This is a genomic window from Streptomyces sp. DSM 40750 (genome assembly GCF_024612035.1).
GTDB lineage: Bacteria > Actinomycetota > Actinomycetes > Streptomycetales > Streptomycetaceae > Streptomyces.
Window position 1 is genome coordinate 2,254,736 of the sequence record NZ_CP102513.1, and the last position, 17,806, is coordinate 2,272,541.

General features: G+C 70.7%; 17 protein-coding genes. 6 read left to right on the forward strand and 11 right to left on the reverse strand.

The window, feature by feature from the left end; translation table 11 throughout:
• The first annotated feature begins 27 nt into the window (after positions 1–27).
• Complete coding sequence (locus JIX55_RS10045; RefSeq protein WP_003977404.1) at positions 28–402, forward strand: RNA polymerase-binding protein RbpA; 375 nt, start codon at positions 28–30, stop codon at positions 400–402.
• Between the two features lie 251 nt (positions 403–653).
• Here JIX55_RS10045 and fxsA read toward each other — a convergent pair whose 3' ends face one another.
• From fxsA to JIX55_RS10065, 4 genes are all read right to left on the reverse strand, one after another.
• Positions 654–1,247, reverse strand: coding sequence for an FxsA family membrane protein (gene fxsA / locus JIX55_RS10050; protein ID WP_257562960.1), 594 nt, complete (start codon positions 1,245–1,247; stop codon positions 654–656).
• A gap of 46 nt (positions 1,248–1,293) precedes the next feature.
• Positions 1,294–2,130 (reverse strand): polyprenol monophosphomannose synthase, encoded by an 837-nt coding sequence (locus tag JIX55_RS10055; protein WP_257562961.1) that lies wholly within the window; start codon positions 2,128–2,130, stop codon positions 1,294–1,296.
• A 599-nt stretch (positions 2,131–2,729) separates the two neighbouring features.
• Positions 2,730–4,334, reverse strand: coding sequence for an amidohydrolase (locus JIX55_RS10060; RefSeq protein ID WP_257562962.1), 1,605 nt, complete (start codon positions 4,332–4,334; stop codon positions 2,730–2,732).
• A 151-nt stretch (positions 4,335–4,485) separates the two neighbouring features.
• Entirely contained in the window at positions 4,486–4,926 is a 441-nt protein-coding gene (locus JIX55_RS10065; protein ID WP_033532524.1) for an Lrp/AsnC family transcriptional regulator, read from the reverse strand.
• A 267-nt stretch (positions 4,927–5,193) separates the two neighbouring features.
• On the opposite strand from JIX55_RS10065, the gene JIX55_RS10070 reads away from it, so the two are divergent.
• On the forward strand, positions 5,194–5,619 hold the full coding sequence (locus tag JIX55_RS10070; protein ID WP_257562963.1) for a hypothetical protein: 426 nt from the start codon (positions 5,194–5,196) through the stop codon (positions 5,617–5,619).
• Positions 5,620–5,854: 235 nt separating this feature from the next.
• Positions 5,855–6,154, forward strand: a complete 300-nt coding sequence (locus JIX55_RS10075; protein WP_257562964.1) for a hypothetical protein — start codon at positions 5,855–5,857, stop codon at positions 6,152–6,154.
• Here JIX55_RS10075 and JIX55_RS10080 read toward each other — a convergent pair.
• On the reverse strand, positions 6,117–7,289 hold the full coding sequence (locus JIX55_RS10080; RefSeq protein ID WP_257562965.1) for an acyl-CoA dehydrogenase family protein: 1,173 nt from the start codon (positions 7,287–7,289) through the stop codon (positions 6,117–6,119). The genes JIX55_RS10075 and JIX55_RS10080 overlap by 38 nt on opposite strands.
• Positions 7,290–7,646: 357 nt before the next feature.
• Between JIX55_RS10080 and JIX55_RS10085 the strand changes: the two genes are divergently transcribed.
• Positions 7,647–8,903, forward strand: a complete 1,257-nt coding sequence (locus JIX55_RS10085; RefSeq protein ID WP_257562966.1) for a glycoside hydrolase family 18 protein — start codon at positions 7,647–7,649, stop codon at positions 8,901–8,903.
• Positions 8,904–8,988: 85 nt separating this feature from the next.
• Here JIX55_RS10085 and JIX55_RS10090 read toward each other — a convergent pair whose 3' ends face one another.
• The 3 genes from JIX55_RS10090 to JIX55_RS10100 form a co-directional block, all read right to left on the reverse strand.
• Entirely contained in the window at positions 8,989–9,648 is a 660-nt protein-coding gene (locus JIX55_RS10090; protein WP_257562967.1) for a TetR/AcrR family transcriptional regulator, read from the reverse strand.
• Positions 9,649–9,752: 104 nt separating this feature from the next.
• A complete protein-coding gene (locus JIX55_RS10095) occupies positions 9,753–9,899 on the reverse strand; it encodes an SCO1431 family membrane protein (protein WP_257562968.1) in 147 nt (48 codons plus the stop codon).
• A gap of 136 nt (positions 9,900–10,035) precedes the next feature.
• Positions 10,036–11,418 (reverse strand): peptidase C39 family protein, encoded by a 1,383-nt coding sequence (locus tag JIX55_RS10100; protein WP_257562969.1) that lies wholly within the window; start codon positions 11,416–11,418, stop codon positions 10,036–10,038.
• Between the two features lie 173 nt (positions 11,419–11,591).
• Between JIX55_RS10100 and JIX55_RS10105 the strand changes: the two genes are divergently transcribed.
• Together JIX55_RS10105 and JIX55_RS10110 are read left to right on the forward strand one after the other, a co-directional pair.
• Positions 11,592–12,197 (forward strand): uridine kinase family protein, encoded by a 606-nt coding sequence (locus JIX55_RS10105; protein ID WP_257562970.1) that lies wholly within the window; start codon positions 11,592–11,594, stop codon positions 12,195–12,197.
• Positions 12,198–12,679: 482 nt separating this feature from the next.
• Complete coding sequence (locus JIX55_RS10110; RefSeq protein WP_257562971.1) at positions 12,680–14,554, forward strand: AAA family ATPase; 1,875 nt, start codon at positions 12,680–12,682, stop codon at positions 14,552–14,554.
• 99 nt (positions 14,555–14,653) lie between these two features.
• Here JIX55_RS10110 and JIX55_RS10115 read toward each other — a convergent pair whose 3' ends face one another.
• The 3 genes from JIX55_RS10115 to JIX55_RS10125 form a co-directional block, all read right to left on the reverse strand.
• On the reverse strand, positions 14,654–15,742 hold the full coding sequence (locus JIX55_RS10115) for a hemolysin family protein (protein ID WP_257562972.1): 1,089 nt from the start codon (positions 15,740–15,742) through the stop codon (positions 14,654–14,656).
• Positions 15,739–17,082: a hemolysin family protein gene (locus JIX55_RS10120; RefSeq protein ID WP_257562973.1), complete on the reverse strand. Its 1,344-nt coding sequence runs from the start codon at positions 17,080–17,082 to the stop codon at positions 15,739–15,741. The genes JIX55_RS10115 and JIX55_RS10120 overlap by 4 nt, the downstream gene beginning before the upstream one ends.
• A gap of 244 nt (positions 17,083–17,326) precedes the next feature.
• The gene (locus JIX55_RS10125; protein ID WP_257562974.1) at positions 17,327–17,791 is read right to left on the reverse strand and encodes a PH domain-containing protein; all 465 of its coding nucleotides are present in this window, start codon (positions 17,789–17,791) and stop codon (positions 17,327–17,329) included.
• Between the last annotated feature and the right edge of the window lie 15 nt (positions 17,792–17,806).

Sequence of the window (17,806 nt, forward strand, 5' to 3'; positions counted from 1 at the left end):
GGGCGACAAGCCCGGGAGGCACGATTCATGAGTGAGCGAGCTCTTCGCGGCACGCGCCTCGTGGTGACCAGCTACGAGACGGACCGCGGCATCGACTTGGCTCCGCGCCAGGCCGTGGAGTACGCATGCGAGAAGGGGCACCGCTTCGAGATGCCCTTCTCGGTCGAGGCGGAGATCCCGCCGGAGTGGGAGTGCAAGGTCTGCGGGGCCCAGGCACTCCTGGTGGACGGCGACGGCCCTGAGGAAAAGAAGGCCAAGCCCGCGCGTACACATTGGGACATGCTGATGGAGCGGCGCACCCGTGAGGAACTCGAAGAGGTCCTCGAAGAGCGCCTCGCGGTCCTCCGCTCCGGTGCGATGAACATCGCGGTACATCCGCGAGACAGCCGCAAGTCCGCGTAGCCCCTCCGGGGGCTGGGCGGAAAACACAGCACAAATCAAAGACCGCGGGCGCCGTACGTTCATGTACGGCGCCCGCGGTCTTTGCGTGCGACCGCTCGCTGGGGCTAGGAGAGGGATGAGGGACGGGGTGCCTGTCGTGAGTGGGCGGGTGCCAACGAGCCCCCACCCCCGAGCTGGAAGGCGTGCGCGGTCGAAGGGGCGGCAGCCCCTGGGGCGGGAATCGGTAGGGGCGGCGGGGGCGAGAGAACGCCTCAGCGGTTCAGCGGCGGACGCGGACCCTCCGACGGAGCGTCACCGGAACCGGACCCCGCATCATCACGGATCACCTCGCCCTGCACGACCTTGCCGTCGGGCCGGTGAATACGCGCCTGCTGAAAGGCATCGCCGAAGGCCCCGCCACCCGCCTCACGAATCTTCCGCTCGAAGGTCCGCTCGGCATACCGCCCCAGCGCCCTCTGAACCGGCGGAATCAAGAGCACCAGCCCCACCACATCAGAGACCAGCCCAGGCAGCATCAGCAGCAGACCACCCAGCATCAGGAAGCCATTGCCCTCACTCTTGCCGGCACCGGCACCGGCACCGGCCGTACCACCCTGCTGCTGTTGCAGCGTCTCGCTCAGCGCCCGGAACGCCCGGCGCCCGGCCCGCTTGACCACGGCGGAGCCGAGGAGGAATCCGGCGACGAGGACGAGGAAGACGGTCAGACCGCCGGCCGCGCTCGCGACCACCGTGAGCAGCCAGATCTCCAGCACGAGCCACGCGGCGACACCCAACGGCAGGAACGTGCGCAGCCGGGAGCGCCGGGGCCGTGCGGGGTACGTCGGGGTGGGAGCGCCAGTCGTCATGCCCCCAGTGTGCCTGGCCCCGGCTCAGTACGGGATAAGGGGATGATCAGCCCCGCTTGTCCTGCCCTGACGTCCTGCTGTCCTGCCCGGACCCCTTGGCGTCCCGCCCCAGGACCTTGCCGACCCGCTCCCCCACACCCCACGCCGTGACCCGCCACAGCGCCTCGACGAGGATGTCGCGGCTCATCTTGGAGTCGCCCAGTTCGCGCTCGACGAAGGTGATGGGCACCTCGACGACGTGATAGCCCGCCTTGATCGCGCGGCGGGCGAGGTCGACCTGGAAGCAGTAGCCCTGGGAGGCGACCTCGTCGAGGCCGAGGCCTTCGAGGGTCTCGCGGCGGAAGGCACGGTAGCCGCCGGTGACGTCACGGACCGGGACGTCGAGCAGGACACGGGAGTAGAGGCTGCCGCCGCGGGAGATGTACTCGCGGGACTTGGGCCAGTTCACCACGCGCCCGCCCGGCACCCAGCGGGAACCGAGGACCAGGTCGGCGCCCTTGAGCGCGGTCAGCAGCCGGGGCAGCTCCTCGGGCTGGTGGGAGCCGTCGGCGTCCATCTCGATCAGTACGCCGTAGCCGTTCTCCATGCCCCAGCGGAAGCCGGCGAGGTAGGCGGCGCCGAGCCCTTCCTTGCCCTTGCGGTGCAGCACCTGGACATGGTCGTCCCCTACGGCCAGTTCGTCGGCGAGCTTGCCGGTGCCGTCGGGGCTGTTGTCGTCGGCGACCAGAACGTGCGCGTCGGGAACAGCCTTCCGCACCCGGCCGACGATCGCCTTGATGTTCTCCGCCTCGTTGTAGGTCGGGATGATCACCAAGGCCGTGCCGAGCGGGCCGAACCGCCTCTCCTGGCCTTCCGCCGCGAGGGCCCCGTCACCGTCGTTCACTGCTGCCCCTTCATGTCCGTACGCAGGGGACCACCATAGTGGCCACGGCCTGCGATGGAGTGTCGGCTCGTGTCCGGAGGAGGGCTGATTCGACAGGGGGTGTGCGGCAGCTCGCCCTGAGTGGCCTGTGCGCCGCCACCGAACGAATCCCGTACCAATACGGAAAGGACACCAGATGTCGTCCGCTGTCGTCCGCCTGCGGATAGGGGCCCGACGCCCTTCGGGCCGACCTGGGTCCCGCTGGCTGCGGGTCGACCGAAAGCCGTTGTCTACTGAGCGTCCGGGCCCCACCCGGGTCACACCTACCCGACCGAGCCGGAACGTTCCCTCGCCGGAGCGCGAGCCCTGGACCTGGCTCCCAGTGGCGGTGCGCCGGTGCGGCACACCACCCCTGACCCAGAGGCGTTCGACGACCGCGCGGAAGTTCCCCGGTCGGACGTCCGGTGGTGGACCCGGCAGAACCTACCCGTCACCTGCGGCCAACTGTCAACCACCGCTTGACCTGCGGATTTTCCCTCACACGCCTGGTCGGCGGGGAGGACCCGCAGGTCGCACGGCGCACCGGCGGGCCATGATCGGATCCGCGCGGCCCCAGGAGATCACTCGCCCGGCCGTACGAAGACCGTCCGTCCGCCGACCACGGTCCGCAGGCAGACGGGCAGGTCGGTGCCGGGGCTCAGATCGGGCAGGCCTGGGGTGCCGGAACGGGGGTCGGTGGACCAGCGGGCGACACGGTCGTCGGGGGCCTGGACGACGAGTTCGCCGGTGCGCCACACCGCGTAGTCCGCCGGCGCGCCCGGTACGAGGACGCCCGCGTCGTCCCGTCCGACCGCCCGCCAGCCGCCCCGCGTGTGCGCCGTGAACGCGGCGCGCACGGACACCCGGTGTTCCGGCGTGCGATGGAAGGCCGCCGCGCGGACGGTGCCCCACGGATCGAGAGGAGTGACCGGGCTGTCGGAGCCGAAGGCCAGCGGTACGCCGGCGCGCAGCAGGGCCGCGAACGGGTTGAGGGTACGGGCACGGTCGACGCCCAGCCGCTGCGCGTACATGCCCTCCTCGCCGCCCCACAGCGCGTCGAAGGCGGGCTGGACGGAGGCGGTGAGGCCGAGTTCGGCGAAGGCGGCGACGGTCTCGGGGGTGAGCATCTCGGCATGCTCGACGCGGTGCCGGGCGGCCCGCACACGGGCCAGGCCGACCTTCTCGGCGGCCGCGCGCACCCCCTCGACCACCGACGTCACCGCGGCGTCCCCGATGGCGTGGAAGCCCGCCTGGAGGCCCGCCTCGGTACAGGCGACCACATGGGCGGCGACCGCATCCGCGTCCAGGTACGCCGTACCGGTGTGCCCTGCGTCGGCGTACGGCTCGTGCAGACACGCCGTGTGCGACCCGAGGGCACCGTCGACGAAGAGGTCGCCCGCGGCGCCGACGGCCCCGAGGTCGCGCGCCTTCCGCACATCCCGCTCCGCCCAGTACCCGACGACGCGCGGGCCTGGCTCCTCGGCGGCGAGCCGGAGCAGTTCGGTGAAGTCGTCCTCGGAGGAGATGTCCGGGCCCGCGCACTCGTGGACCGAGCCGATCCCGAGCGAGGCGGCGTGGGTGAGGGCGGCCCGTTGGGCCTCGGTGCGCTGGGCGGGGGTGATGGCGCCGAGCGCGGTGGCGCGTACGGCGTGGTGGGCGTCGCGGGTGAGGGGGCCGTCCTCGAAGGCTTCGGCGCCCGGGACCAGGTCGAGCAGGGCGGTGGTGACGACCGCCGAGTGGACGTCGATCCGGCTGAGGTACAGCGGGCGGCCGCCGGTGGCCTCGTCGAGTTCGGCGCGGGTCGGCGGGCGGCCGCCGGGCCAGCGGGCGGCGTCCCAGCCGTGGCCGAGGAGGACGCGGTCGGCCGGGCGGGCCGCCGCGAATTCCCGTACGAGGACGAGGGCGGCGTCCAGGGTGGGGGCCGCGGAGAGGTCGAGGCCGGTGAGCGCGAGGCCGGTGGCGGTGGTGTGTACATGGGCGTCGGTGAACGCCGGGGTGACCAGGGCTCCTTCGAGGTCGATCACCTCGTCGACGCCGGCCGCGAAGGCGTCGGCGGCGCCCTCGGAGCCGACCCAGGCGATCTGGCCGTGTTCCACGACCATCGCGGTGGCGAACGGGTCGGCGGGGCTGTGGACTTCTCCACCGCGCAGCAACACGGTGTTCGACGAGGCGGTGCGATCACTCATGGGGACAGTTTCGCGTGTGCCGGGCGCTGCGCCGCACCTGGGCCACGTTTGACCGGCACCCGGCGCTGTCGGCTGTGCCCACCGGCCTCCCCCGCGGTTGGCGGCAACGGTCCCAGCACCACGGGCACCCGCACCGGCGGTACCGGCACCGTCAGATCCTCGGCGGCCTCGCCTCGTACGGCGTGGACAGCACCACCGTCGTCCGCGTCGACACCCCTGCCAGGGACCGCAACCGTGCCAGCAGTTCCTCCAGCTCGTGGGGGGTCGCCACGCGGACCTTGAGGATGTAGTTCTCGTCGCCGGCGACGCTGTGGCAGGCCTCGATCTCCGGAACGCCGGCGAGGCGTTCGGCGATGTCGTCGGGTGCGCTGGGGTCGAAGGGTTTGACCGAGATGAAGGCGGTCATCGGCAGCCCGACGGCCTCGGGGTCGACGACCGCGGCATAGCCCCGGATGACGCCACGCTGCTCAAGTCGGCGCACGCGCTGATGCACCGCCGACGTGGACAGGCCCGTGGCCTTGCCCAGGTCGGTGTAGCTCATCCGCCCGTCCGCGACGAGCAGCTGCACGATCTGTCGGTCCAGCTCCTCCATGGCGCAAGAACCTACAGTGCGGTTGATCTCCTCCGGTACCTGAGCGGCGCAGGTCATGCCCGGTTCGTGATGTGGCTGAGAGCCACCTGTGCGCCATATGGGTGACAGCGCCACCACGCCGGGCATCTGCGGGCGGCATGTGACGAAGACCACAGCGCCCGAACAGGCTGCGTGATGATCTCGTGATTACCGCCGAGACGGGGCGGGAAGTGCTTGCTGTGGTCGAGGCCGCAGCGCCTACACGGCCCAGCCCGAGGGGGAGAATCCATGCAGAGTCTTAAGCGCCCTGGTCGTACCGCACCCAAGCGTCTCCAGGCGGTCATCGAGCCCGAGCCGGAGGGCGTCGAACCGGACGACGAGTTCGACGCGTACGACACCTTCGAGATGTACCGGGTGATCTGCCCGGACTGCGCTCAGCCCATCGCCCTGCTGTCCGACGAGGACACGCTGCCGGAGCACGCGCTGGTCGTGTCGCCGTGGAACCCGTTCGGGCTCACGGTCTGCGCCGGTACGGGCCGTTCGGCCGACGACGCCCGGCCCGCGGACGAGTCCGTCGAGCCGCAGGAGCAGGACACCGCCCTTCTGCTGACGCTCCCGCAGGGCCTCGACTGGCGGACACAGCCCTTCTCACACGTCGGCGGCCCGGGCTCGCGCCCGCTGCGCGTGCCGATGATGAGGCGTCAGGCCGCCTGATTCCAGGGCCTGTTCGGCCCGTCGCGTCCGTGCTCTCCCGCTGAGCCGACGCGGCCGTACCGGAGGATCCGTTCCCAGCAGTCGCCCCCGCACCATGGCGTCACACACGCTGCCATGGTGCAGGTTCAGCACGTCCGGCGGCCGGGGCTCGTCATGCCCCGTTCGGTCCTGGCGCGAACTCAGGCGCGATTCCCGGAAGCGGTGACCGGCTCGCCCTCACACGCGTTGGCCCGGTATGACTCCTACATTTTCGGTGGACGGGCGTCGGCGTCACGTGTTCGTGCCGGCTTCGGCAGAATCGCTTCCGCAGAAGTCGGCCCAGCCGCAGGACCCGCCGATCTACCGGGCCCTGATGCGGACTTGGGCCGACCGGGGCCGCACCTTGCCGGGGCGTCACGATCCGGAGTGGGCCCGACTGGCGACGCCGCCGAGCGGCATCAACCAGTTCGGCACCACCCTGGAGCCCTTCACCGTGCCCGGCTCCTCCCGTGGCTCCTTCAGCGTGACTCGGGCCCCGCGAGGTGACGGGCGATGACCATGCGCTGGATCTGATTGGTGCCCTCGACGATCTGGAGCACCTTGGCCTCGCGCATGTACCGCTCGGTGGGGAAGTCCGCCGTGTAGCCGTACCCGCCGAGGATCTGGACGGCGTCCGTGGTGACCTTCATCGCGGTGTCGGTGCACAGCAGCTTCGCCATGGCCGCCTGCTTGGAGAAGGGCCTGCCCGCGTCGCGCAGCCGTGCGGCGGAGAGGTAGAGCGCCCGGCCCGCCTCTGTCTGGGTCGCCATGTCCGCGAGCATGAAGCGCAGTCCCTGGAAGTCGGAGATCGGCCGCCCGAACTGCTGCCGCCCGGTGGCGTAGGCGACCGCCTCGTCCAGGGCCGCCTGGGCCACGCCGACCGCGCAGGCCGCGATGCCCAGCCGCCCGGAGTCGAGCGCGGACAGGGCGATCGCGAAGCCCTGGCCCTCCTCACCCAAGCGCCTGCTGTCGGAGACGCGTACCCCGTCGAAGTGGAGCTGCGCGGTGGGCGAGCCCTTCATGCCCATCTTCTTCTCGGGCGCCGCGGCACTCAGCCCCTCGGCGTCGCCGGGCACCAGGAAGGCCGTGATGCCCCGGGAGCCCTCGCCGCCCGTGCGAGCCATGACCGTGTAGAAGTCGGCGATGCCGCCATGGGTGATCCAGGCCTTGGTACCGGTGATCACCCACTCGTCGCCGTCCCGGACGGCCTTCGTGCGCAGGGACGCGGCGTCCGAGCCGGACGACGGCTCGGAGAGGCAGTACGCGCCGAGCAGGCCGCCACCGAGCATCGACGGCAGGTGCTCGACCTGCTGCTCCTTGGTGCCGTAATTGGCGAGGGCGTGGCAGGCGAGAGTGTGGACGCTCACGCCGAGGCCGACGGTGAGGCGGGCCGCGGCGAGCTCCTCCAGGGCCTGGAGGTAGACCTCGTACGGCTGGTCACCGCCGCCGTGTTCCGAGTCGTACGGCAGGCCGAGGAGTCCCGACTCCGAGAGCAGGCCGAAGAGTTCGCGCGGGAAGCGACCGGCTTCCTCCTCCTCGGCCGCGTGCGGGGCGATCTCCCGCTGCGCGATCTCGCGGACGAGCGAGATCAGATCCCGGGCCTCTTCCGTGGGCAGTTGACGGTCCACCGGCTGCGGGGCGCGGTCGGGCATGGCAACGCTCTCCTCCCTGTCGGGCACTGCGGCGGACACGCACCGGGGATGAAGTGGTGCCGCCGGGTCTCACGTGCCACAGCCGATGGTCCTCCTCCGGATCACGGAAGCCGCTGATCAGCGGCGGTGGCGCTTGGAGTATGCCCGATCCGGAGCAGCGAGTCACCAGTTAACGACCGTTCATTAGGACACATTCGGCAGCCCGCCACGCCCTCGCCGCAATTGGTCCGAACCATTGACCCCAGTGGTCTAGTCCTCTACGGTCTGCCCCAGCAACGCGTCACCGCGTTCAGGCCAATCGGCACAGCAGGTCCAGGCAGCACCTTCCCCTCCTTGCTCCCCTCCTCCGGAGTCACGATGCTCAGACCGCACAGCCCCCGCGTCCCCGTCAGGCCCCTTGTCGCCGCCACATGTTGCGCCGTCCTTGGCGCCGGGCTCCTCGCCGGCGCGGGCACCGCGACCGCCACTCCCGCGAAGCCCGGCTCCATGCCCCACGCGGCCGGCGCGACCGACGCCGCCGACTCGAAGGTTGTCGGCTACTTCATCGACTGGGGCATCTACGGCCGCCAGTACTACGTCAAGAACATCGAGACGTCCGGCTCGGCGAAGAAGCTCACGCACATCAACTACGCCTTCGGCAACGTCGTCGACGGCAAGTGCACGATGGGCGACGCCTGGGCGGACACCGACAAGCCGTTCACCGCCGAGGAGTCCGTGGACGGCGTCGCCGACACCGCCGACCAGCCGCTGAGCGGCAACTTCAACCAGCTGCGCAAGCTCAAGAAGCTGCACCCGAACCTCAAGATCGTCTGGTCGTTCGGCGGCTGGACCTGGTCCGGCGGCTTCGGCGAGGCCGCGAAGGACCCGGGGGCCTTCGCGAAGTCCTGCTACGACCTCGTCGAGAACTCCAAGTGGGCGGACGTCTTCGACGGCATCGACATCGACTGGGAGTACCCCAACGCCTGTGGCCTCACCTGCGACACCAGCGGTAGGGACGCCTTCGAGGACCTGATGGCGGCGCTGCGCGGCCGGTTCGGCAAGAACCAGCTGGTCACCGCGGCCATCACAGCCGACGCGTCGAGCGGCGGCAAGATCGACGCGGCGAACTACGCGGGCGCGGCACGGTTCGTCGACTGGTACAACCCGATGACGTACGACTACTTCGGCGCCTGGGACGCGACCACGGCCCCGCACTCGCCGCTGACCCCGTACCCCGGCATCGCCAACCCGGCGTTCAACGCCTCCGCCACCATCACGAAGCTGAAGAGCCTCGGCATCCCGTCCTCGAAGCTGCTGCTCGGCATCGGCTTCTACGGGCGTGGCTGGACCGGCGTCACCCAGTCGGCGCCCGGCGGCACGGCGACCGGCCCGGCAGCGGGGACGTACGAGGCGGGCTACGAGGACTACAAGGTGCTCAAGACGACCTGCCCGGCCAACGGGACGGTCGGCGGCACCGCGTACGCCAAGTGCGGTGACGACTGGTGGAGTTACGACACTCCGCAGACCATCGCGGGGAAGATGGCCTACAAGGAGGCGCAGGGCCTCGGGGGCACCTTCTTCTGGGAGCTGAGCGGCGACACGGCGAACGGTGAGCTGATCAAGGCGATCAACTAGCCGCCACAACGGGGGACTTGGGGTGGGGGTCGGTCGGCGGATCCCCACCCCGAGCGCGTTGCCCGGATGTCGCCGGCCGTGGAACTCAGGTGTCCCGGCGGGCGGGCTCCGGCGCGAGATACGCCGGCGCGAGCTCCTCGATGGCGCGCAGCGAGCCGCCCAGCATCTTGACGAGCAGGTCGCGCATGGTGTCGCGGGGCAGTTCCGGGCGGTCGATCCAGTCGAGGGTGGCACCCTCGACCGCGCACACCCAGCCGAACAGGCCCATACGGGCCACCGGTTCGATGTCGCTCCTGCCGTACGCGCCCTCGGCGATGGTGGCGACGATCGTCTCGCGGACGCCGTCCCGGATGGCGTGCACCTGGGTGTCGAAGCCGACGCCGCCGCTGACGATCGTGCGGTAGGCGGCCTGGTTGTCCTCCGCGTAGCGCAGATAGCCGTCAATGGTGCGGTGCACCCGCTCCACGGGCGGCAGTTGGAGGCCGCTCGCGGCGAACGTGACCAGATCGGCCACCGAGTCCTCGACGATCGCGAGGTAGTAGCCGCGCTTGGACTTGAAGTAGTAGTAGATCAGTCCCTTGGCCACATGCGCCTGCCGCGCGATGTCGTCCATCGACAACGTGTCGTACGACGTGTCGGCGAACAACTTCCGCCCGATGGAGATGAGTTCGGCGCGGCGAGCTAACGAGCGGTCGGTGCCGCGGGCCCGCGGCGGTTCGACACCGCGCTGTTGACTACCATTCAATTTCGGTCCTGGTCTCCGACTGCCAGCGGGACAACCGCAGTATGGCAGACCCTCACCACCAGCTTGTTCGACTCTGATCGACAGAATCGAGCCGGGGAATCAGGTCACAGCAGACCCAGCTGGGTCACCAGCATCGCGACCACCACGACCAGGGTCCAGCCCATCACATGCTCGACGATCTTCGGGCCGTCGTCCTCGGGACCGCCCGTACGGGTACGGACGCGGGTGGCGGAGGCGGAGGTCGCGGTCATGGCAGCTCGCTGGTGTGGTCGGCGCGCGGTGGGTTCCCCCACCTTTCCGTCCACCTTGCCATCGCATGGGCGGTTCGCCGCCGAGAGCTTGGTCACACGACGGCGCGGCCCCCGGAAGACCGGGGGCCGCACGGCGTCAGTGCACTCCCACCGCCGCGAGCGCCGCGCGCTGGCGGGCCGTGGGCCGTGCCGGGAAGTACAGGTAGCAGACGCCGCCGGTGCCGGAGACGACCTTGCCGGCGGCGTTGTACCGCTTGGTCCGCAGCCAGATGTTCTCCCACTCGCGCCGCCGGTAGATCCGGCGCACCGCCTCGTTGGTCGGCGAGTTCGGGTCGTTGGCGATGACGTCACCCTCGGCGGTGAAGCCGATCACCGTCATCAGATGCCCGGCCGTGCCATAGCCGGCCCCCGTCAGCTCCTCGGCGAGGAACGACTGGGAGGTGATCGCCGGGATGCCCGCCGCGATCAGCGTCTCGAGATCGCTGAGCGAGCCGAGCCTGGTCACCACGCCCTGGAGGTCCTTGTACGTGGCGGCGTACGCGGCGTTGAAGGGCCAGTTGCCGCAGCCCTCGTACTGGTAGTCGAAGGTGAACCGCGCCGCGTGGCACACCTGCGGGTCCGCGTACTCCGGATTGACCCAGGCCAGGTCCGCGGCACTGGGCTTCCGGCCCCAGAACTCTATGATCATCTGCGAGGAGGTCGGGCTGCACCAGGCCTCGCCGCCGTTGTCGTACTCGGGGTACTGGCCCTTGTGGGTCTCCTGCGAGTAGCGGGGGACGTTCAGCTCCCGCGCGAGCCCGGGGGTGGAGGCCGGGACCGTGAAGCGGTCGGGGACGTCGGAGCCCATCGCGCCCAGCCGCCACACCATGGGGGTGAGCCGGGTGCCGGGCGCGCGGTACAGGGTCAGACGCAGCCGGTACGAGGCGAGGCGCAGCCCTGTGGCGGGGTCGTCGATCGCGAAGGTGTCGGTCCAGATGCTGCTCTTGCCGTCTTTCTGACCGTCGACGGAGGTCCGTCTGATGTCCTGGTCGCCGGCCGCCCACCGGCCCAGGACGTACCAGGGCGTGTCCGTGCCGTCGGAGTACGTGCCCTTCAGCTCGGTCTGGACCCAGGTGCCGTCGGGGGTGTGCGCGTTCCAGGACGCGATCACCTCGGTGGCGGGCACGGTGAGCCGGTGGACCGGGGAGGTCCAGGTCGCGTACTCCCAGGCGGCCGTCCGCCCGGTGTGCGGGTCGGTGTAGTCGGTGGTGCCGACCGGCGCGTCGATCACCAGGCCCGGCCGCTTCCCCGCCTTGGCCCGGGTGCCCTTCGCACGGCCGGCGCGCCAGTCGCTGTACGAGGTCCAGGCGTGGTGGTCCACAAGGCGTTCTGGTGCTTGCGCGGTGCGGGCGGGGGCCTCGCCCCGGCCGCTTGTCGTGTCGGCGGCCGCCGGGCCCGCCGATCCGCCGGCCGCCGCTGCGGCGGTGGCGACGGCTGCGGCCAGGACGGTCCTGCGGGACGGCTCGGAAAGGCTCGTCATCTGCGGGTGACCCCCAGTTGTCCGGAAGGAACGGTTCAGACGCACGGCTGTTCGCCAACTATGGACGCCGGGGAACGGCTTCTGCCAGCACCTCGTGCCTCGCCACGCCCGCCAATATTGGTCGATACCACTGGCGCACTCCGGGGGCGCCCGTCCCGGTGTTCAATCCAGGTATGCACGCCTCTCCCACCCCCGCGGACCCCGCCGTCGACGACCTCGCAGCCCGGCTGCGGCTGCTGCCGCCCTCCTGCGGGCCGGTCCGGCTGATCGGGGTCGACGGGCACGCGGGCTCCGGGAAGAGCACCTTCGCCGGACGACTGGCCGACGCGCTCGGCGGTGCCCCGGTGCTGCACCTCGACGACATCGCCACCCACGAGGAGCTCTTCGCGTGGACGACACGGCTGTGGGACCAGGTGATCGAGCCGCTGCGGCGCGGGGAGAGCGCGCGTTATGCCCCGTACGACTGGAGTGAACGCGGTTTCGGCCCCGCGCGCGTCCTGCCGCCCGCGCCCGTGATCGTTGTGGAGGGGGTGGGCGCGGGCCGGCGCGCGCTGCGTCCGCATCTGGCACGGCTGATGTGGATGGAGTTGCCCGACGAGGAGGCCTGGGCGCGGGGGCAGGCGCGGGACGGGGCGGAACAGAGTGATTTCTGGGTCGGCTGGGTCAAGGCGGAACGGCGGCACTTCGCCGAGGATCCTTCTCGGCCGTTCGCAGATCTTCTGATTCGGCCGGGACACATGGGGTACGAGGTGCTCAGGGGGCCTGTGACGACTCCCTGATGGGCGCCGCACCTCACTCAGGGTGACGGACCATCCGCAATGTGCTGAACTTGTGAAGAGCCCCGTCCGAGAACTTCCTTGCGTGCCTCAACTCGGCTTGACCGAGGGGCCGGACAGGACTTACGTTCTCAATGTGCGGCCATTCGATGCCGCCCCAGAGACGCGAAGCCCCCGGTTGTTCCCCCGTGATCGGGGGCTTCGTTCTGCCTTCTTCCGGTTTTCCGGAACTACTGAGGCACGATTCCTTCACCCTCGGTCACCGTCCGCGATGTGCCCCGTCTGCTCCCACCTCGTAAGACGAGGGCTGCGGCACCCTTCGAAGGGCGACCGACCCGCAGGTACGATGCCCAAGGTGCGACCTTCGGACGGCTGCAGCAACGCACCGACGCAACTCCCGTCCGCGGCACAGCGGTTCGACGAAGGCTGCCGACGGGCACCGGCCCGTTCGGTTTCCAACGGGGGCACGGTTTGTGGGGGACGTGATGGACTTCGGCTCGCGGGGCCCCGAGGCTCCGGCCGACCTCGCCTGGCTGCGAGGCGTGGACGCCTACACGATGGGCGCCTATCCGCAGGCGGAGGAGGAGTTCCGCACCGCGGTGCGGATGGATCCCGGGATGGCCGACGGCTGGCTCGGCCTGCACGCGCTGCGGGTGGACACGACGACCGCGCTGCTACGGATGTTCCGCCACCGGGAGCGCTTCGGGGAACAGCGCTCCCGGCACCGGCGCACCCTCAACTCCTGGTACTGGCTGGGCTGGTGGGTGCAGCCGGTGCTGGAGAGCCCGCGTGATCTGCTCCTCGCGCACGCCTCGCACTGGCTGGACGGGCGCCATGTGCCCGAGCTGGACCGGGCGCTCGCGGGGCTGCCACCGGTCGACGCGGACCACCAGGTGCGCTTCCTGCACGCCTGCCGCGCCTACCTCGTCAAGGACTGGGAGCAGCTGGTCCGGCACACCGATCCGCTGCTCGACGATCCACTGCTGGGGATCGAGGCGGGCCTGTTCGGCGGGATGGCCCGGGTCCGGCTGGAGACGTACGGGCAGGCCGAGCCGCTGCTCTCCGCCGCGCTGATGCGGTGTCGCAGCGAGCAGCCGCAGCGCAAGGAGCTGCGGTACTGGCTGGCGCGCGCCCACGAGGGCACGGGGCGCAGCGCCGCCGCGCTACCGCTCTACCGGGCCGTGCACCGGGTCGACCCCGCCTTCATGGACACGTCCGCACGGCTCGCGGCGATCGCCGAGGGGGACGGGTACGACGACGACGCGAGCGACTTCGCGGCGATAGCGCTGGCCGGGATCGGGCAGGACGTGCTCGACGGGGACGGGCTGGAGCCGTTCTTCGACGCCGAGGGCCGGGATGTGAAGGTCTCGGATCCCGGTCTGCCGCCGCCGGGCGGGCTGCCGCCCGAGGCCGGTGACACCTTCGTACGGGAGAAGTCCGTGGTGCCGGCGGCGCCGCTGTCGCTGCCGGCCGGGCCGACGGATCCGGAGCTGCTGGAGGAGGCGCTCGCGGAGCTGGAGCGGATGGTCGGGCTGGAGCCGGTGAAGCGTCAGGTCAAAGCGTTGTCCGCGCAGCTGAACATGGCGCGGTTGCGGACGGGGCAGGGGTTGCCTGTACAACCGCCCAAGCGGCACTTCGTCTTCTCCGGGCCGTCCGGGACCGGGAAGACGACCGTGGCGCGAATACTGGGCCGTGTCTTCTACGCGCTCGGGCTGCTGGGCGGGGACCACCTGGTGGAGGCGCAGCGAGCGGATCTCGTGGGCGAGTACCTCGGCCAGACCGCCGTGAAGGCCAACGAGCTGATCGACTCGGCGATCGGTGGCGTGCTGTTCGTGGACGAGGCGTACTCCCTGTCCAACTCCGGCTACGGCAAGGGCGACGCCTACGGTGACGAGGCGCTGCAGGTTCTGCTGAAGCGGGCCGAGGACAACCGGGATCATCTGGTCGTGATCCTCGCGGGTTACCCGGAGGGCATGGACCGGCTGCTGACCGCGAACCCCGGTCTGTCCTCCCGCTTCACGACCCGCGTCGACTTCCCCTCCTACCGGCCCCTGGAGCTGACCTCCATCGGCGAGGTGCTCGCCGCCGAGAACGGTGACGTCTGGGACGAGGAGGCCCTCGACGAGCTGCGCTCCATCTCCGGGCACGTCGTCGACCAGGGGTGGATCGACGAGCTCGGCAACGGGCGGTTCCTGCGGACGCTGTACGAGAAGAGCTGCGCGTACCGGGATCTGCGGCTGTCGGGGTATCCGTCGATTCCTACGCGGGATGATCTGTCGACGCTGCGACTGCCGGACCTGATGCAGGCGTACGGGGAGGTCCTGTCCGGGCGGGGGCCGCAGGATCCTTCGGCGATGTAGTTCGGGTGGATGGGGTTCCTGGGCGACTGCGGGCTGTGTGTGGCTTGTCGCGTGGTTCCCCGCGCCTCTGAAGGGGCGCGGGGAACCACGCGGGCGGAATCAGCTTGCCAGGGCCTCCTCCGGGGTTTCGCTGCTCCTCGGCTCCGTCACCCGAACCGGTGGAGCCTCCCGATGGGCCGGGTCGCGGACCTCGCCCACCAGCAGCTCCAGGACATCCTCCAGGGCGACCAGGCCAAGCACCTTGCCGGAGGCGTCCGCCACCTGGGCCAGGTGCGTGGCCGCGCGCCGCATCACCGTCAGCGCGTCGTCGAGGGGGAGTTCGGAGCGGAGGGTGGTCATGGGGCGCCAGATCTGCTGGGGGACGGCGCGGTCGGAGTCCTCCAGGTCGAGGACGTCCTTGACGTGGAGGTAGCGGCCCATGAAGGCGCCGTTCTCCGCGACCACCGGGAAGCGGGAGTAACCCGTGCGGGCGGTCAACGCCACCACCTGGGCCGCAGTCACCGACGGCCCCACCGTCACCAGGGAGTCGTGCTGCAGCAGGACGTCCGTGACCGGGCGGGAGCCCAGCTCCAGCGCGTCCTCCAGGCGTTCCTGCTCCTCGGGGTCGAGCAGCCCGGCCTGGCCGGAGTCCTCGACCAGCCGAACCAGTTGGACGCTGGTGAAGACGGCCTCGACCTCGTCCTTGGGCTCGACGTGGAAGAGCCTCAGGACGACGCGGGCGCACGCCCCCAGGCCCACGGTGACCGGCTTGCAGAGCCGGGCGAAGGCCACCAGCGCCGGGCTCAGCCACAGCGCCGTCTTCTCCGGTGCGGCCATCGCCAGGTTCTTCGGCAGCATCTCGCCGACGACGAGGTGCAGGAAGACCACCGCGGCCAGCGCGATCACATACCCGAGGGGGTGGATCACGCCGTGCGGCAGATGGATCGCCTCGAACACCGGCTCCAGCAGCTTCGCCACCGTCGGCTCGGCCACCGCGCCGAGCGTCAGCGAGCAGACGGTGATGCCGAACTGGGCCGCCGCCATCATCTGCGGCAGGTTCTCCAGACCGTAGAGGACCTGCCGGGCCCGCGCCGTCCCCAGCGGTTCGATCTGGCTGCGGCGGACGGAGACCAGGGCGAACTCGGCGCCGACGAAGAAGCCGTTGGCGAGTACGAGGAGCAGGGCGAACAGGAGTTGGAGCACGCTCATCGGGCTGCCTCCACCACGGTGAGCGTGTCCATGGCGGGAGCGGTCCGTACGAGCCGTACGCGCTCTGCCCGGTAGTGCCCGACCTGGCGCACGGCCAGCCGCCAGCCCGGCAGCTCCGCGCGGTCGCCGGGGGCGGGGATACGGCCGAGCAGGTCGGCGACGAGGCCGGCGACCGTCTCGTACGGGCCCTCCGGGACGTCGAGGCCTATGCGCTGGAGCACGTCGACACGGCAGCTGCCGTCGACGTCCCAGGCGGGGCGGCCGTCCTCGGGCGGGGCGGCGGCGAGTTCGGGCCTTTCGTGCCCGTCGTGCTCGTCGCGCACCTCTCCGACCAGTTCTTCGACGATGTCTTCGAGGGTGACGACTCCTGCCGTACCGCCGTACTCGTCGACGACGACGGCGATGGGCTGCTCGCTGCGCAGCCGGGCCAGGAGTGGCTGCACGGGCAGCGTCTCCGGGACGAGCAGCGGGGGCTTGGCGATGCGGCCGACCGGGGTGTGCAGCCGGTCGTGGACCGGGATCGCGAGCGCGTCCTTGAGGTGGACCATGCCGACGATCTCGTCGATCCGCTCCCGGTAGACGGGGAAGCGGGAGAGACCGGTGGCTCGGGTCAGGTTGACCACGTCCTCGGCGGTGGCCGACGACTGCAGGGCGCTGACCTTGACACGCGGCGTCATCACGTTCTCCGCCGTCAGCTCGCCCAGGGAGAGGGTCCGGACGAAGAGGTCGGCCGTGTCCTGTTCCAGGGCGCCGGCCTGGGCCGAGTGTCGGGCGAGGGAGACCAGTTCGCCGGGGGTGCGGGCGGAGGCCAGCTCATCGGTGGGCTCGACGCCGAAGGCGCGGACCAGTCGGTTGGCGACCGCGTTGAGGCCGGCGATGACCGGGCGGAAGAGACGGGAGAAGACGTGCTGGGGGCCCGCGACGAAGCGGGCGACCTGCATCGGCTTCGACACCGCCCAGTTCTTGGGCACCAGTTCGCCGATCACCATCTGCACGGCGGAGGCCAGCAGCATGCCGACGACCACGGAGACTCCGGAGACGGCGCCTTCGGGTATCCCGATGGCGGTGAAGGGGCCGTGGAGTATCTCCGCGAGCGCCGGTTCGGCGAGCATGCCGACGACGAGGGAGGTGATGGTGATGCCGAGCTGGGTGCCGGAGAGCTGGAACGACAGCTCCTTGAGCGCGTCCACCACCTTGTGGGCCCGGCGGTCGCCCTCGGCCGCGGCCTTCTCGGCCTCGGGCCGCTCGACCGTCACGAGGCCGAACTCGGCCGCCACGAAGAAGCCGTTGGCGAGGATCAGCAGGAACGCGGCTCCGAGGAGCAGCAGAGGGATGGTCATGCCGCCGCCTCGATATGCCGGGAGGGGGCGGCGCAGGTACTACAGGACGATCCGTCCATCGCTGGAAGGAGTCACTCCTCGAATAGCAGGGAGCCTCCGCCTTCCGGAACGGAACAGCGGAGGCGGAGGCGCAACGAAAACGCCTCCGCCAACAGATTAATCAAGACATGGGCCGGTACGGCAGGGGCGGCGGCCCTGAGTCGGCGCAGATCTTGCTCGGGGTCGCCCCCTGAGCGGAAACGGATCAGCCCTGACGCTGCTCGGGCTCGGTGACCGACCGGGCCTCCACCAGCGCCCACAGGGTCCGGGCGTCCTCGATGGCACGCTGCTTGGCGATGCCCGGCTGGATGCCGAGCGCGGGCAGGCTGGTGCCGTCGGTGAGGTCGAGGAAGACCCAGGGGTCACCGACCCGCAGGTTCACCTGGACGATCTCCGCCCAGCCGAGATGCCGCTTCCCGGCGATGTTGACGACGGTCACACCGGACTCGTCGGCGACCACCTTGGGCCGGGACAGCGTGCACAGCACCCCGGCGAGCATGGCCGCCGTGAAGACGAAGCTGAGCCGCTCCCCCGGACCGAGCGTCGGCAGCAGCAGCGCGACCACCGTGATGACCACGAAGATCGCGCCCGCTGCGCTCAGCAGCACGGCCCGGGTGCGTCCCGGCCGAAAAGTGACGGGCAGGGCGGGGAGGGCGGACTGGTCCGGCATGGCGTACGACTCCCG